We start from the raw sequence: 18098 nt of genomic DNA, 5'->3' as shown, positions 1-18098 counted from the left end.
TACATACGATCGTCCGTTTTTTCTGTATTAATCTACATTTTTACAACATATCAAACAAAGATAATTGATTTTCGTCTGGTAAATCTTTTAAAACACCATTTTCATTCATATATTCAATTAGTGTTTTTGAAACTTTACCCCGGCTTGCTAGATCTTCTTTTGATAAGAATGGCTCTTCACGTGCCTCTACAATAGATTTAGCCACGTTAAGTCCTAAGCTGGGAACCGCTCTAAATGGTGCAATTAAAGTGTCACCCTCAATTACAAAGTTTTCAGCATCAGATTTGTATAGATCAATCATACCGAATTTAAAGCCCCGTTCAATCATTTCATTAGCAAGTTCTAAAACAGTTAAAAGATTTTTCTCTTTTGTAGATGCTTCTAATCCTTTATCCTGGATTTCTTTCATTCTTGCTTTGACAGCTTCTTTCCCTTGTGACATCGCAACTAAATCAAAATCATCTGCCCGTACAGAGAAATATGCACAATAATATAAAATTGGAAAATACACTTTAAAGTATGCAACACGCAACGCCATCAATACATAAGCTGCCGCATGGGCTTTCGGAAACATATATTTGATTTTTGAACAAGAATCAATATACCAATCTGGAACATTGTTTTCTTTCATAGCAGTTAAATATGTTTCTCTTAAATCATCTGGAATCTTATTCCACTGACCTTTACGTACTGTTTCCATGATCTTAAAGGCCATGCCACTATCAAGTCCAGCGTGAATTAGATAAACCATAATATCATCCCGACAACCAATTACTTCTGCTAAGGTCGCTTCTCCACGACGAATTAATTCCTCTGCATTACCCAGCCAAACATCCGTACCATGGGACAAACCAGAAATTTGTAGTAATTCTGCAAATGTCGATGGATGTGTTTCTTCCAACATGCCTCGTACAAAACGCGTACCAAACTCAGGAATACCCAAAGTACCCGTTTTAGAATAAATCTGATCTGCTGTAACGCCTAACACTTCAGGACCGGCGAAAATCCGCATCATTTCAGGATCATCTGTTGGTATGGTCTTGGGATCAATCCCAGATAAATCTTGTAACATCCGAATAACAGTAGGATCATCATGGCCCAATATATCAAGTTTTAAAATATTATCGTGAATCGAATGGAAATCAAAATGAGTTGTTTTCCACTCAGCATTTTGATCATCTGCCGGAAACTGAATTGGTGTAAAATCATAAACATCCATATAATCAGGAATAACGATAATTCCTCCCGGATGCTGACCAGTCGTTCTTTTCACGCCTGTTGAACCTTTGGCTAATCGATCAACTTCCGCTCCTCTAAAGTGTAAATTATGATCGCGTTCATACCCCTTAACAAAACCATAAGCAGTTTTATCTGCAACAGTACCAATCGTTCCTGCTCGATACACATATTCTTCACCAAATAAGACTTTTGTATAGTTATGAGCTTCCGCTTGATAATCTCCTGAAAAGTTCAAATCAATATCGGGTACTTTATCACCATGAAAACCTAAAAATGTTTCAAACGGAATATCATGTCCATCTTTAAATAAGCGTTGACCACAATTCGGGCAATTCTTCTCAGGCATATCAAAACCGGAACCATAAGAACCATCCTCAAAGAACTCAGAATACTGGCAATTTACACAGTGATAGTGAGGAGCAAGTGGATTTACTTCGGTAATACCTGTCATTGTTGCTACAAAACTTGAACCAACCGAACCACGAGAACCAACCAAATAGCCATCTTCCATGCTTTTATGCACCAATTTTTGTGAAATTAAATAAATAACCGAAAAACCATTTCCGATGATACTATCTAATTCTTTTTTCAAACGTTTTTCAACAATATCAGGTAATGGATCACCATATAATTCTTTAGCTCTAGTATAACTTAGATTTCTGATTTCATCTTCTGAACCGGGAATCTTTGGTGTATACAAGTCATCTTTAACAGGTGTAATTTCGTCACACATGTCTGCGATGGCATTCGGATTTTCTACAACTAAACGATGAGCCGTTTCTTCACCTAAAAATTGAAAAGCTGTCAACATTTCATCAGTCGTTCTAAAATGGACTTGGGGTAAACTATGACGATTCAACGGATTCGCACCGCCCATTGAACCAACCAAAATTTTACGATAAACACTGTCTTCTTCATTTAAATAATGAACATTTCCAGTAGCTACAACAGGTTTATCTAGTTCATCACCAATTTTAACTAAATTCGCAATAATTTCTTCTAAATCTGCTTCACTTTTAACCAATTCTTGCTCAAGTAATGGCGCGTATACTGCTTTAGGCATTACTTCAATATAGTCATAAAATTTCGCCCGATTTTTCGCTTCTTCCACACCTTTTTGCATCATCGCCTCAAAAATTTCACCATTCGAACAAGCAGAACCGATGATAAGTCCTTCCCGCAATTTATTCAGTTGAGACCGAGGAATTCGAGGGATTCGGAAAAAGTAGTTCACATTTGACATAGAGATAAGCTTAAACAAATTTTTCAATCCAGCTTGGGTAGTTGCTAAAATCGTAGCATGGAAAGGTCGCGCTCGCTTATAAGAATCACCTTCACCAATGTGCATATTCAATTCATCATGATAATTCATACCATGATTTTCTTTCGCATCTTTTAAAAAGATCCAGCACAGATGACCTGTTGATTCAGAATCGTAAATCGCACGGTGATGTTGTTCCAAATTAACACCAAATTTTTTCGATAAAGTGTTCAAACGATGACTCTTAAATGTTGGATGTAAGTAACGAGATAGTTCTAACGTATCAATAACAGGATTCTCAGCTTCCGGAATATCATATTTGCCATAACTTGTATTTAAGAAGCCCATATCAAAAGACGCATTATGGGCAACTAAAATCGTATCTTCTGAGAATTCTCTAAATAGACGTAAAACTTCTTCTTCTGATTTTGAACCACGAACCATTTCATCAGTAATCCCTGTCAAACTAATCGTTGTTTGAGATAATGGATGCCCAGGATCAATAAACTGTTCAAACGTATCAATAATATTACCTTTATGCATTTTTACAGCGGCTAATTCGATAATCGTGTCGTAAACTGCAGATAGTCCTGTGGTTTCCACGTCAAATACAACATAAGTAGCATCTGTCAATTCAATGTGAGCTTCGTTGTACGCAATGGGTACACCATCATCAACAACATTCGCTTCAACACCATACAGGATCTTTACCCCTGCTTTTTTACCAGCACTATGAGCATCTGGGAACCCTTGCGCACCGCCATGATCAGTAATTGCAATCGCCTTGTGCCCCCATTTACCAGCTTGAGCGACAAAATCTGCAACATTATTTGTAGCATCCATTGTACTCATATTGCTGTGTAAATGAAGTTCCACACGCTTGTCGCCTTCAGGTGCGTAATCTTTACGAGGAGCATGTTTGACTTCCATCAAATCTTGACAGTTCATAACTAGATCCCGCATAAACGTATCTTCTTGAATACTCCCACGCACACGAACCCAGCTTTTACTTTGAATAGCATCAAAAATCTGCTCATCTTTTTCACCATTAGAGAATTTCTTAACGATAAATGATGACGTATAGTCTGTGATTTTTAAAATTAAAATTTTACGCTTTGATCGTAACTCACGTACTTCTTTATCAAAAATAAAGCCTTCAATTGTTACTCGGCGTTCTTCTTCTAAAATATTCCCCATTGGCATAATTGGTTCATCATTTGGAATATTTCGTCCTAAACGAATTGGACCATCCAGCGCTGGACCTTGCTGTTGTTTTTCTTTTTTCTTTTGCTCATGTTTGACAAGTGATTCAGCCGCTTGCTGTTGGAAAGCAGCATCTTGTTCTTGTTTACGTTCTTCAAATAGAGCCAATACACGTTTAGCTTGCTGTTCATCCATTTTAGGTTCAATATGAAACTTTTGAAACCCATAATTTAGGTACAAGTCTTCAATAATTGGTAAATATTGTTGCTTTAAATAAGGAATAACCGCTTCATTATCAACCGGTAAAATAATTTTTTTATCTTCAATTACTGGTCGTTGCGTTTTAATTACTCGTTGAACTAACGGTGTATCACATTGGCTATTTAACAATGCTAGTTGCCAATAATCCGTTAATTGTTCTTCTGTGAAATCATTTTTATCTGCTGAAACTTTTACGGAAACACCTGCGATTTGTTGAAAGGCAAGTTCTAATTGCTGCATAAATGATTGATAAAGCATCACGGGTAAAATTCCAGCAAAACCTAAATGAAATTCCCACAACCGACTTTGTTGATGAACAATCACTTTCTCGATTCTTCCTTGTTGAATCAGCGGATGTTCTCGTTCTTGTTCACTTAATTGAATTTGATCAATCAGTTTTGCAAATAATTCTTGTGCTTTTTCTGCCACCAAACGAACCTCCTTAGTTTAACAGTATCTAAATTCTTTGTTCACATTGACTGAAAAAGTAACTCAGACAATTTGATAAGAAAGAGGCCCTTAGACATTTCTGCCAAGTGCCTCGCCACACTTAAGTATACTATTTTCCATGTAAAAATACAATCTATTCAAAAAAACATTTGTTTGATATAGTTTACTTTGGCAAAGGATTTACTTAAGTAAAAAGTGTACGAAATCAAGTAACACTTTGATTTCCCACACTTTTTCTATCTTATTCAGATTCTGCGTTTAATAAAATTGATAATGTACTTTCAAGTTCTTCTTTGCGTACTTCAACCATTTCTCCAGTACGTTTAATTTTAACTTCTACAACACCATCAACTGCTTTTTTACCAACAGTGATGCGGATCGGACAGCCGATTAAATCTGCATCAGCAAATTTAACACCAGCACGCTCATTACGATCATCTACTAAAACTTCATAGCCAGTAGCTGTCATCATTGCTTCAACTTCTTGTGCTAATTTTGTTTGGTACTCGTCTTTCACATTCATCTGAACAACATGTAAATCAAACGGTGAAATTCCAGCAGGCCAATTAATGCCATTTTCATCCGCATTTTGTTCAACGATTGCTGATAATAAGCGGCTTACACCAATTCCATAACAGCCCATGATCACATGTTTCTCTCTGCCATTTTCATCTAATACAGTAGCACCCATAGATTCGCTATAACGTGTTCCTAGTTTGAAGATATGACCAATCTCAATACCTTTAGTGAATTCTAACGTTCCGTTTCCGTCTGGAGAAGGATCGCCTTCTTGAACAAAGCGTAAATCTTCATAACTAATTGGAGTAAAATCACGCCCTGGATTTACATTCGTTAAATGGTAACCTGTTTCATTAGCGCCACTAACTGCATTGGCTAAATCTTGAACATGTAAATCAGCATATAATTTCACATCTTCACTTAATTCGACTGGACCTACCGAGCCAAATTCAGCACCTAAGTATTTTAGGGCATCTTGATCTGTTGCTTCTTCTAAGAAATCAACGCCCAAATAGTTTTTCAATTTAACATCATTCACTTCATGATCGCCACGAACCAAAACCATCACAGGTTCTTCATCTGCAATAAACAAAACAGACTTAATGATTTTTTGAGGTTCAACATCGAAAAATTCAGCTACTTGTTCAATAGAAGTAACATTTGGTGTCGCAACTTTTTCAACGTCTAATTGTGTTTCATGGGATTTTTTAGGTGTGTATAGACTTGTCGCCATTTCTAAGTTAGCTGCGTAGTCACCTTCTGTTGAAAAACAGATTGTATCTTCACCAATTTCAGAAATCGCCATAAATTCTTTAGAATCTTTACCACCCATTGCACCGCCATCACCGATGATTGCACGGAAATTCAAACCACAACGTTCAAAAATAGCAGAATAAGCTTTTTCATAATCACGGTAAGATTGATCCAAACTTTCTTCATCTGCATGGAAAGAATAGCCATCTTTCATGATAAATTCCAAACCTCTTAATAGACCAGAACGTGGACGTTTTTCATCTCTATATTTTGCTTGAATTTGGTAAAGATTTAGCGGCAAGCGTTTATAAGAGTTTATTTCATCGCGAATTAGTTTAGTAAATGTTTCTTCATGAGTTGGACCAAGAATAAAATCACGATCGTTACGATCTTTTAGACGAAATAAATTGGGGCCATATGTGTCATAACGTCCAGATTCTTTCCAAAGTTCCGCTGGTAACAATGCCGGCATCAACATTTCAACCGCATCAATTTTATCAAACTCTTCACGCATGATTTTTTTAAGTTTTTCAAGTACTTTGTTAGCTAAAGGTAAATATGAGTAGATACCTGCAGAGACTTGACGGATATAGCCCGCTCTAAGCAACATTTGATGACTTAAAACCTCTGCATCATTTGGAACTTCACGTAAAGTAGGGATTAACATTTTTGACTGTTTCATTAGAACTCTCCTTTGTTTAAACGAATGTGTATAAACTCCTCAAGTTATTCGTCGTAAATTCAATTAATAGTTTAAAAGAAAAACCGCTGTATATCATTCCAAGTCACTAACACCATTAATAACATGATAAACCCAAAACCAATCAGTGTAATGACTCCTTCTTTTTCTTGGCTAAGAGGTTTTCCTCTAACACCTTCAAAAATATTTAAAACAATTTTCCCGCCATCTAACGCAGGAATCGGCAATAAGTTGATAATACCCAAGTTAACTGAAAGCATGGCCATCAACCATATAACTGTACTCACACCTGCTTTTGATGCTTCTGAAGACATTTGGAACATCATCACTGGACCACCCAATTTATCTAAACTAAAACCAGTAAACAATGATTTCAAAGCTTTAAAAATTTGCAAAGAGTTGTCTATAGTTGTTTGAATTCCACCAAATAGCTTATCAGTAAAGCTCGTTTTCATTGGAGGTAAAATGCCAATAACACCTATTTCTTGACCGCCTGACTCTTGCGATTTAGGCGTAATGTCAACTTCTCTTATTTTTCCATCTGATTCTATTTCTAGGCTCAACTCTTTATCAGGATTTGCTTGAATAATTTCAGTAAATTCATTCCAATTAGAAACTTTTTCACCATCAATTGCCAAAATCCGATCATCAGCTTTTAATTCCGCTTTTTGAGCTGGACTATCCGCTTGAATTCCACCAATTAGATTTGTATTGGTATACGTTACGCCACCTTGCATGAAAACATAAACTGTAAACAAAACAAATGCCAAAATAAAATTATTCATAGGACCAGCAAAATTAGTCAACATTCTTTGCCAAAGCTTAGCTGATTGGAACTGTACATCGATTGGTGCAATTCGAACTTCCGTTCCATCTTGCTCAATAATTGTCGCATCATGATTAACTTTATACGTTATTTCCTTAGATTCATCGCCATTGACATATCCTTTGATGAATAGTTCTCTTTCTAAATCAGCTTCCAACATTTCCATCGGAATGCTATTTGTTAATTGAACTTTTTTACTTGTATTAATTTTCACGACTTCTTCCTGTTCATTTAACTCAACAGAAAGAGTCATCCCGGGGGCTAACTCTGTTTCATCTTCCCCCATGCCAGCCATACGCACATAACCGCCAATTGGTAAAATGCGAATCGTATAAGCTGTTCCATCTTTTCCTTGATGTGCGAAAATCTTCGGTCCCATTCCAATTGCAAATTCACGTACTAAAATACCAGAACGCTTTGCGAAGAAGAAATGTCCAAATTCATGTACTAAGACAAGAATTCCAAAGACTATAATAAATGTAATAATTGTTTTCATAAACGACCTTCTTCCTTAATCCATCTTTCTACGATTGCTCTTGTTTGTTGGTCAATCGCAATCACATCATCTAATGTAACTTCAGTTGTTTCAAAATGATTTTCAACAGCCCGTTGTACAAAATCTTCAATCTGTAAATATGAAATACGCCCTTCAATAAATGCCATAGCAGCAATTTCATTCGCTGCATTATAGACAGTAGGATAACTGCCACCTTTTTTACCAACTTTAAAAGCTAGCGCCAGCATTGGAAAACGTACCAGATCCATCGGTTCAAAATGCAGCTGACCGATTTTCGTCAAATCAAATTCTTTTTCATTTTTTATTGGTAATCGTTCTGGATATGTCAATGCATATTGAATAGGTTCCCGCATATCACTAGGACCTAATTGTGCCAAGTATGCCCCATCTTTTAAGACAACCATTGAATGAACGATACTTTCCTTATGTAAAACAACTTTTATTTTATCATAATCCGTTCCAAATAACCAATGGGCTTCGATAACTTCTAACCCTTTATTCATCATTGTAGCGGAATCAATCGTAATTTTTTGTCCCATCGACCAATTTGGATGATTTAAGGCTTGTTCTAAAGTAACAAATTTCAGCTCAGAACGGGTTAAGTCTCTAAAACTTCCACCTGAAGCTGTAATAACTAGTTCTTTTAGGTTTTCAGGTTTTTGTCCCTCCAAACACTGATAGATCGCTGAGTGTTCGCTATCTACTGGTAAAATACTAACTTCATGCTTCTTAGCTGCAGCCATAACCCACTTCCCCGCCATAACTAAGGTTTCTTTATTGGCTAAAGCTATATCTTTTCCAGCTCCAATAGCGGCCATCGTCGGTTTCAAGCCTATACTTCCGGAAACTGCTGTCAACACAACATTCGCTGATTCTAGCGTAGCTGCTTGAACTAGCCCAGTTTCTCCAACTCCAAATTCAATATTAGGAAAATGACGTGATAATTCAACTCTAGTTTCCTCTGATCCGACACCCACAAATTGCGGTTGCAACTGCTTAATTAAGGAAATACCTTTTTCAATATTAGAATGAAAAGTTAAAGAAACAATCTTGAACAATTCTGGATACGCTAGAACTACGTCTACAGTACTCGTACCAATCGAACCAGTTGCGCCTAATAATGCAATTTTTTTCATAGTAAAAAGAAAAACTCTGAACATTCAGAGTTTCTCGCCTTCCCTTCTTGTTTAGAAATTAAAATAATCCGAATAAATGCATGATTGGAAAAACAAAAAGTAAACTATCAAAACGATCTAATATTCCACCATGTCCAGGTAAGATAGTTCCAGAATCTTTAACATCATAATGTCTTTTAATGGAAGATTCAACTAGATCACCAAATTGACCTACGATCGAAAATACTACTGTAATAGCCAACATAACTGGCAAGTTATAAGTGAATAACTCTTTATTAGGTGTTAACGTTAAAAATAATAAAGATACAACAACTGCACAAATAACACCGCCTATAGAACCTTCAATTGTTTTATTTGGTGATACTTCTGGCCATAATTTTCTTTTTCCAAAACGTTTACCAATAAAATAAGCTCCAATATCTGTAGACCATACAACAAATAATGCATAAAGCAAAACGACAAAACCAGTATGTCTAGCACTCACAAAATTTTGGAATCCTACGCCAACATATAAGCTTACAATAACAGGAAAACCAGCTTGAGAAATTGTATACATATTTTTTGAGGCAACTAAGCCGCCTAACAAAATCATAACTGTTAAATAAAATAGGATAAAATTATCGGCTTTTTCAGGCAAAAAGAAAAACCAACGATCTTTTGGTAGTACCAAAAAGACTGCACCCAATGCAGAAAGTACTCCTTCAAAACTTGCTATTTCCAAGCCTTTCATTCTAAACAATTCATAAACACCCACAACAGCTAATACCGCTGCTGCCAATTCAATGACAAATCCTCCGTACCAAATAATTGGTATAAAAACAACTAATGCAACTGCGGCTGTAATAACGCGCTGTCTCATTTATTTTCCTCCTCAACCTCTTTTAAACCACCAAATCGACGGTTTCTATTCTGGAATGATGCTAAAGCATCTTCCAATAATTCATCTGTAAAATCCGGCCATAAAGCATCTGTGAAAAACAACTCGCTATAAGCAATTTGCCAAAGTAAAAAGTTGCTGATTCGTTCTTCTCCACTTGTACGAATTAATAACTCGGGATCTCTTAATTCTTCAGGTAAAAAACTAGTCATTAAATGATCGGCAATGATTGATTCATCTATTGTTGCTGGATCAAGTTGACCATTCGCAGTTTTTCCAGCTATTTCCTTGACTGCTGTCACAATCTCAGCTCTTGAACCATAATTTAGAGCAAAATTTAATACCATTCCCGTATTATCCTTTGTCTGCTCCATCGCGCGCTCTACTGCATCTTGTGTATGCGCTGGTAAAAATTCCTGATAGCCCATTACATGAACTTTGACATTTTCCTTAATTAATTCAGGAACAAATGTATCAAAAAAATCAACTGGTAATTGCATTAAAAAGCTAACCTCATCAGATGGTCGCTTCCAATTTTCAGTAGAAAAGGCATATAAAGTAAGGACTTTCACACCTAATTTACTCGCATGTTTCGTGATTTTTTTAACAGTATCCATTCCCTCTTTGTGGCCAGCAATTCTTGGTAAACGTCGATTTTGAGCCCAACGTCCATTCCCGTCCATAATAATAGCTACATGATTAGGAATTGCTCCATCACGTTTAAAAGTATATAAGCTTTCTGCTTGTATGTATTTATTCTTTTGTGGAAAAAAACGCAACATATTTTTCCCTCCAATCCAAAATCTATCTTAACCATTATAGCAATATCTTTTAAAAATGCCTATGCAAATAGAAAGATTTTCAATATTATTTAATAAATTGTGTTCTTTTAGCAAAAGAAAAGAGCAGAAAAAGCCTGCAAAACAGCTTTTCCTGCTCTCAATTTTATTACAGATATGCAAATAGATAGCATATATTATTTTTCAGATTCAGCAGTTTTACTCACTTCTGGTGTTAAATTCCCTTTACTAATACTGATTTGAACAACATAATTAATTGGTGCAAATTCATTATATTTACTCATATTTACCACAGTTCCTTTAGTTACGGTTGAATCGACATAATTAACTTGATAAGTAATATTTGCACCTTTTGATTGATATTCCTCATAAAAAATCTTTTGCAGATCACCTTCTAAAGTATTATCTCTCAAATCCTTGATATAAGGCTTTCCAGAAGAATAAACAACTTGAATCGTTGGTTTTTCATCTTTTTCTTTGTATTTTTTCCCAATTTCAACTGATTGACTAATAAAACCACCATAGGGAACACTATCATTAAAGACTTGTTTCACTTGAACTTGTAAACCATTGGCTTTTGATTCAGCTTCTTCAACTGTGAATTGAGAGAAATCTGGCACTACTAACGCTTTACCAGTTGAAACAGCGATTGACATGGCATCTTTTTTAGCAATCTTCGTGTCTTTACCAACACTCTGAGATATGATTTTTCCACTTTCGATACTGTCTGAATCTGTTTCTTCAATCTTTAAATCAATTTCATTTTTCTTTGCCCAGTCAGTTGCTTCTTCTTTCATCTTTCCAGCAAAATCTGGTACTGAGATGTCTTTTTCAAACACTTCTTTTCCTTTTGAAAAATAGACTTTTGCTTTATCTTTGCGTTTATAGTCCTCTGCTTTAACATCTCTATTGGTTATTTCAAATTTGATATATTCAGTTGCAGCAATTTTGTCACTGTATTCTTCAATAATTGCTAAATTATCAGCTTTTTGCTCTTCAATCCATTGCTTGGCTTCATCGAGCTTCATTGTTTTAAAATCTGGTAAAGAAATCTTCTCTTCTGGATCTGCACCTAAACTCGCATCTACCACTAATTCATTACCTTTTTTTATTTTTTTATCTTTGACATTTTGATGAATAATGATATTAGCATTTTTATCAAAGTCATATTTCTGTTCTACTTGGAGTTTAACCCCGTTTTCAGCTGTCCACTCGCGGACTTCTGATAATTCTTTACCCTCAAAATTAGGGACTTTTACATGGGTTAATTGATAATAACCGAAAAATAGAACGAAACCTGCAACTAAAATACCCAAGCCCATTAAAAGATATTTTTTTTGTTGCGTTTTTTTGTAGGTCGGGTCAGTTTCAATGAACTCATCCGGATTTTTTGTCGTACTAGCAATCGGTTCTTTTACTTGTTCAACAACTTCTGGCGTTTCTTTTTTGACTTTTTTCTTTTTTGACCTTTTTTTTGTGAAAATTAAGTCTTCCGAATTTTCCTTTTTTTCCTCAGAATTATTTTGTTCGTTTAGAGGATTATTTCTTGGTCCTATAAGTTCTTCTGATTGTTTAGATTGTTCATTGTTTATTGTTTTGTCAGTTTTTTTGATTACTGACTTTGATTCAGATTGTTTTTCTTCTTTTTGCTTGTCTTTATCTTGACGGGTTTTATTATAATTTTCTCCGCTAAAGTTTGATAAAAAATCACTCATATTTATTTAACACACCTTTTTTCAGGTAATACGTCTCATCAGATTGAGCTGCTATATCATTTGAATGAGTAACAACAATCACACATTTATTATGCTCTTTGGCAAGATTTTGGAAAATATCAACAATTTCTTGTTCCATTCCTTCATCTAAGTTCCCTGTTGGTTCATCTGCAAGGATGACATCAACATTGGTCGCCAAAGCTCTAGCAATAGCCACACGTTGCTGTTCACCACCAGAAAGTTGATTCACTAGACGATCCGCTTTTTCTCGTGTAATTCCGATGTAGTCTAATAAATTATAGGCCACTTCTTTTTGGTTCGGTGGTAATTCGTTGTCCGTAATCGACATTGCAACTAATACATTTTCTAGTGCAGTCAAATAAGGGACTAAATTATAGCTTTGAAAAATGATACTAATATCATCTCGACGGTATTTTTCATAGCCAATTGTTTTAATGTCTTTCCCATTTAAAAGGACTTGACCTTCTTTTGGAGTGTCTAATGCACTAATTAATGAGAGAAAAGTTGTTTTACCAGAACCAGATTGACCCAAGATTGTGTAAAATTTACCTTGTTCGAATGATACATTTGTATCCTTAAGAATAAAACGTCGTTGATCGCCATCTTGGTAAAAGTAACTTAAATTTTTAGTTTCTAAAATCGCCATCTTTCTTACCTCCTACATCATGATTTTCTTTGGATTTAAGCGGACAATATACAGCAGTGGTAAAATAGCGGACAATAATACAGTTCCTAAGCCAACCACTAAATAAGTCACAATATAGCCTAATGAAAATTTCACTTCATAAGCATTCATAATATCATCTGCTGTAAGATCCATTGATCCTAGAGATGTACTTAAACCTGCATACATATCCAACTGATTTCCGCCATTGCTGAGAATATCGCTATTCAACAATGATTCAGAAACCATCTTACCTAAGAAATTCCCAGTGATTAAGGAAATAATTAATGCAATACCACTGATAATCAGCATCTCAATGATTATTTGCCCCATCACATGACTACGTTTATCACCTAATGATAGGTAAATACCAAGTTCATGTTTACGATCGCGCATAAACAGCAAGACTACAAGTGAGATAATCAGTAAAGTAGCAATAACTGATATTAAAACTACATAACCGGATATTTGTGACATTTTTTTCATACTGCCACCAATTTTTTCATATTGGTCTGTAGAAGCTTTTACTGTATATAATTTGGGTAAAAGTGGTTCTGTTTCTTGCTTAAAGGCTTCAACATCATCTGGACTTTTTAGAACATATACAGGTGTATAGTATTCCGTATCTTCCGAATCAATATCCGTATATCCCATGCTTTCAGGTGCTTCTTTTTTCATTTTTTCGAAATAGTTTTTACTAACTTCTAAAACTGTTTTGTTCGGTAAATAAATCGTATTAAATTGTTGAACAGACATAAATTGCTGATTCATATTTTGTTCTTCAGATTTTTTACTTTGATCTTTGTCTTCCATCTCAACATTTTCCGGCTCAAAAATCCCAATAATCTGAATTGGAACATCTATTTTAAATAACTCTTTCTTGCCACTATCATCAGTATAATCATTACCGCGCATGTCAATAACCATCTGATCGCCAACTGATAAGCCATTTTCGTCAGCTACTTTAGAGGAAATCAGTCCAACATTTTTTCCGTCATCAATATCAGATTGACTAAAGACTGATCCATCAACTAATTTAATACTTTTTTCTTCTACATCTAAAATCTTAGCATAGTTAGAGCCTTTTAGCGTAAAACCTTCCATACCACCAAATTGATCAGAATCTAATGTAACGCTTTTTAAATCTTTCGTTTCTGCATAACTGCTTGCATTATAATCGTAATATTTAACATAAGGTGATTCGCCAACTTTTTTGATCAAATCAACGTTTAGCTGCTCAATATCACTACCTTCACTCATCAGTTCGTCTTGGTTATTTTCCCAATCAATCTCAATAGTTGCCATAGCACCTAGTTGTTTTTTTACATTTGATTCAACATTTTGTGTTGATTGTTGGATCGCAATTGCACCTGCAATAACATTCCCCAAAACAAATATCACTGCAAATAAAATCAGTGATTTCCCTTTTTTTCTTGTAACACTGCATAAAGCTCGTTTGACGAAATCCACTTTCTCATCCTCCTTTAAGAAAAATATAACTAATATCATTATTCCATAACACCAGATGAGAAACAAGATGTTTTTTGTATATCCCTTTGACCTTACAAATTTATTAGATTATAATTTTATCATTTATTCGGAATATTTCTTTTAAATAACAATATATTTAAAAAATAAAAAAACAACAAAATCTTACACAAATGAAAAGGTAAGATTTTATTGTTTTAATTTTTTTTACATTTAAACTTCAAGAAGTTCTTTTTCTTTTTCAGCTGTAATAGCATCAATATTTTTCACGCTATCGTCTGTTAATTTTTGTGTCTCTTTTTCCAAACCACGTAATTCATCTTCAGTAATTTCGTTATTTTTTTGTTGTTTCTTTAAATCATCAATAGCATCTCGACGAATGTTGCGGATCGCAATTTTTGCATTCTCAGCAGCTTTTTTAACGTCTTTAGCTAATTCTTTACGACGCTCTTCTGTTAATTGCGGAATGACTAAACGAATCACTGTCCCATCATTTGTCGGGCTAATTCCGATATCACTTGCTTGAATCGCTTTTTCAATATCTTCAAGCGAATTTTTGTCAAACGGTGTAATCATCAGTACACGAGCTTCCGGAATATTGATTCCAGCTAATTGATTAACTGGCGTTGGTGCGCCATAGTAATCAACTTGTATACGATCTAATAGGCTAGCATTTGCACGTCCTGCACGAATCTGACCAAGTTCACGTTGTAAGCTTTGTTCTGCTTTACTCATTTTTTCTTTAGCTGTTGTTAGAATTGCTCCAGTCATTTCTTATTTCCCCCTTACGGTTGTTCCGATATTTTCACCAAGGCATGCGCGGCGAATATTGCCTTTTTCGTTTAAATTGAAGACAACTAATGGAATATCATTATCCATACTTAATGAACTAGCAGTTGAATCCATCACTTGCAAACCTTTTGAGATGACATCTAAATGAGTCAACTCTTCAAATTTGACAGCATTTGCATCTAATTTAGGATCAGCAGAGTATACACCGTCTACATTGTTCTTAGCCATCAAGATAACATCTGCATCTACTTCTGCTGCACGTAATGCGGCAGTTGTATCCGTTGAGAAATATGGGTTACCTGTCCCACCGGCAAAAATCACGATACGCCCTTTTTCCAAATGACGTTCTGCTCGACGACGGATATACGGTTCTGCGATTTGACGCATTTCGATTGATGTCTGCACGCGTGTAGGAACACCAAGATTCTCTAACGTATCTTGTAACGCCAAAGCATTCATCACGGTAGCTAACATTCCCATATAATCTGCTTGAGCGCGCTCCATACCCATTTGAGCACCAATTTGTCCACGCCAGATATTTCCACCACCAACAACAATCGCCATCTCAATTCCTAATTCATGGACTTCTTTGATTTCTTGAACAATATCTGCAATTACAGGAGGTTTAATTCCAAACCCTTCGTCTCCGGCCAAAGCTTCGCCACTTAACTTTAATACAACACGTTGATATTTAGGTTTTACCATTTTTTAATTCCCTCCACCATTTGTCTATAAACATTTTAACATACTCTATAGAATCTGCCAGTTCATTTTGTTTAATTCCTAAAAAAAGCGGCTGGGATAAAAGTTTAAAAATGCCTTCATCTCGCCGTTCATTCATATTTAAGGGTGGAGCAAAACTTAAAGAAGTTTCATCCCACCCTAAACTATTACGATTTGTAATAGAATTATTTTTTCACTTGACTCATAACTTCATCAACAAAGTTATCTTCACGTTTTTCAATTCCTTCGCCTACTTCGAAACGAGTGAATGATTTAACTGTTGCGCCTTTTGAAGCAACATATTTTTCAACTGTCATATCAGGATCTTTAACGAATGGTTGATCCACTAATGAAATTTCAGCTTTAAATTTGTTCAAACGACCAATCACCATTTTTTCAACGATGTTTGCTGGTTTGCCTTCGTTTAATGCTTGCTCAGAAAGAATAGCTTTTTCATGATCTAATTCTTCTTGAGGAATTTGAGATTCGTTTACATAACGAGGGTTGATTGCTGCAACGTGCATTGCAACGTCTTTTGCAACTTCTTCGTCAGTAGTTCCATCTAATACAGTTAATACGGCAATACGCCCACCCATGTGTAAGTATGCTCCGAATGCTGCATTGTCAGCTTTTTCAACTAATTCAAAACGACGGAAGCTAATTTTTTCACCAATAACTGTTGTAGCTTCAACTAATTCTGATTCAATTGTACCTTTATCAGTTTTAAGTGCTAACGCTTCTTCCATTGATTTTGGTTTGTTTGTTGCAATTTCAGTTGCAATTTTTTTAACTAAATCTTGGAACATTTCGTTTTTAGAAACAAAGTCAGTTTCTGAGTTTACTTCAACGATTGCAGCAAAGTTTCCGTTTGAAGCAACATTTGCTAAACCTTCAGCTGCTACACGGTCGTTTTTCTTAGCTGCTTTTGCCATACCTTTTTCGCGTAGGTAATCAACAGCTGCATCCATATTTCCTTCTACTTCGACTAATGCTCTTTTAGCATCCATCATACCGACACCAGTCATGTCGCGTAGTTCTTTAACTAATTTTGCTGAAATATCTGCCATTTTTTATGTTCCTCCTAATTTTATAAGCCGAACTGGTCAGTCACTTCTTTAATAGGCTAACCCGAAAAGCTCGATAATTGTAAAGTTTGTTTTAAAAAAAGCTATCTCAAAGGAGGTAACAGGCTTTTTTTCGCCCAGCCTTTGAGACAGCTCCGTTATTTTATATTATTCTGCTGATTCGTTGCTGCCTTCAACAACATCAACGATTTCTTCGATTGAAGTTGCAGCTTCTGCTACTTCTTCAGTGAAAGTTTCTTCAACGACTTGATCTTCACCTTGGTTTCCTTCGATGAAAGCATCAGCCATTTTAGCTGTAATTAATTTAACCGCACGAATTGCATCATCATTTGATGGAATTACAACATCGATCTCATCTGGATCACAGTTAGTATCAACCATCGCAACGATTGGAATGTTTAATTTTTGTGCTTCTTGAACAGCGATACGCTCTTTACGAGGATCAACGATGTACATTACATCTGGAATTCTAGGCATATCAGCGATACCACCTAAGAATTTTTCAAGACGTTCACGTTGTTTGTTTAAGCCAACAACTTCTTTTTTAGGTAAAAGATCGAATGTACCGTCTTCTTCCATTTTGTTGATGTCTTTCAAACGTTTGATACGTTTTTGGATTGTATCCCAGTTAGTTAAAGTTCCACCTAACCAACGGTGATTTACAAAGTATTGACCTGAACGAATAGCTTCGTCTTTGATTGCTTCTTGTGCTTGTTTTTTAGTACCTACGAATAATGCAACGCCGCCGTCTTCAGCAACATTTTTCATGTAATCGTAAGCAGCATCTACTAATTTAACTGTTTTTTGTAAGTCAATAATGTAGATTCCGTTTCTTTCTGTGAAGATGTATTTCTTCATTTTTGGGTTCCAGCGACGAGTTTGGTGACCAAAGTGTACGCCGGCTTCTAGTAATTGTTTCATAGAAATTACTGCCATGTTTGTTTCCTCCAATTTGGTTTTTATTTGTTCCCTCTTCAGTTCTCATCTTTGTAAAGAACTACTAATTTAAGCAGCACCGCTTTACAAATCAAATCTGAATGTGGATTTAGTGTTTTCACACCGTTGTTT

The 18098-nt window shown here is 35.5% G+C and carries 13 protein-coding genes; all 13 read right to left on the bottom strand.

The features are described 5' to 3' along the window. Positions 1 to 40: 40 nt before the first annotated feature. Positions 41 to 4393 (bottom strand): PolC-type DNA polymerase III, encoded by a 4353-nt coding sequence (locus tag C240_RS01705; protein ID WP_271490208.1) that lies wholly within the window; start codon positions 4391 to 4393, stop codon positions 41 to 43. Positions 4394 to 4655: 262 nt separating this feature from the next. Beyond that, positions 4656 to 6368, bottom strand: coding sequence for a proline--tRNA ligase (locus C240_RS01700; RefSeq protein ID WP_271490206.1), 1713 nt, complete (start codon positions 6366 to 6368; stop codon positions 4656 to 4658). A gap of 71 nt (positions 6369 to 6439) precedes the next feature. Further along, a complete protein-coding gene (rseP, locus tag C240_RS01695; protein ID WP_271490203.1) occupies positions 6440 to 7708 on the bottom strand; it encodes an RIP metalloprotease RseP in 1269 nt (422 codons plus the stop codon). Continuing rightward, positions 7705 to 8865 (bottom strand): 1-deoxy-D-xylulose-5-phosphate reductoisomerase, encoded by a 1161-nt coding sequence (locus tag C240_RS01690; protein ID WP_271490200.1) that lies wholly within the window; start codon positions 8863 to 8865, stop codon positions 7705 to 7707. Before C240_RS01690 ends, rseP begins: the two co-directional genes overlap by 4 nt. 58 nt (positions 8866 to 8923) lie before the next feature. Next, complete coding sequence (locus C240_RS01685) at positions 8924 to 9724, bottom strand: phosphatidate cytidylyltransferase (protein ID WP_271490197.1); 801 nt, start codon at positions 9722 to 9724, stop codon at positions 8924 to 8926. Then, positions 9721 to 10524, bottom strand: coding sequence for an isoprenyl transferase (locus C240_RS01680; RefSeq protein WP_271490194.1), 804 nt, complete (start codon positions 10522 to 10524; stop codon positions 9721 to 9723). The genes C240_RS01685 and C240_RS01680 overlap by 4 nt, the downstream gene beginning before the upstream one ends. A gap of 194 nt (positions 10525 to 10718) precedes the next feature. Then, positions 10719 to 12257, bottom strand: coding sequence for a PASTA domain-containing protein (locus C240_RS01675; RefSeq protein WP_271490191.1), 1539 nt, complete (start codon positions 12255 to 12257; stop codon positions 10719 to 10721). After that, on the bottom strand, positions 12250 to 12924 hold the full coding sequence (locus C240_RS01670; RefSeq protein WP_271490188.1) for an ABC transporter ATP-binding protein: 675 nt from the start codon (positions 12922 to 12924) through the stop codon (positions 12250 to 12252). The genes C240_RS01675 and C240_RS01670 overlap by 8 nt, the downstream gene beginning before the upstream one ends. 12 nt (positions 12925 to 12936) lie before the next feature. Further along, on the bottom strand, positions 12937 to 14412 hold the full coding sequence (locus tag C240_RS01665; RefSeq protein ID WP_271490185.1) for an ABC transporter permease: 1476 nt from the start codon (positions 14410 to 14412) through the stop codon (positions 12937 to 12939). Between the two features lie 231 nt (positions 14413 to 14643). After that, positions 14644 to 15201, bottom strand: coding sequence for a ribosome recycling factor (frr, locus tag C240_RS01660; RefSeq protein ID WP_271490182.1), 558 nt, complete (start codon positions 15199 to 15201; stop codon positions 14644 to 14646). Between the two features lie 3 nt (positions 15202 to 15204). After that, positions 15205 to 15927 (bottom strand): UMP kinase, encoded by a 723-nt coding sequence (pyrH, locus tag C240_RS01655; protein ID WP_271490178.1) that lies wholly within the window; start codon positions 15925 to 15927, stop codon positions 15205 to 15207. A gap of 203 nt (positions 15928 to 16130) precedes the next feature. Then, a complete protein-coding gene (gene tsf, locus C240_RS01650; RefSeq protein WP_271490175.1) occupies positions 16131 to 17012 on the bottom strand; it encodes a translation elongation factor Ts in 882 nt (293 codons plus the stop codon). Between the two features lie 165 nt (positions 17013 to 17177). Beyond that, a complete protein-coding gene (gene rpsB, locus C240_RS01645; RefSeq protein WP_271490172.1) occupies positions 17178 to 17966 on the bottom strand; it encodes a 30S ribosomal protein S2 in 789 nt (262 codons plus the stop codon). Between the last annotated feature and the right edge of the window lie 132 nt (positions 17967 to 18098).

The organism is Enterococcus sp. 5H, assembly GCF_028128615.1.
Classification (GTDB): domain Bacteria; phylum Bacillota; class Bacilli; order Lactobacillales; family Enterococcaceae; genus Enterococcus_L.
Note: the sequence above shows the minus strand (reverse complement) of the source record. Positions and strands in the feature narration are given on the sequence as shown.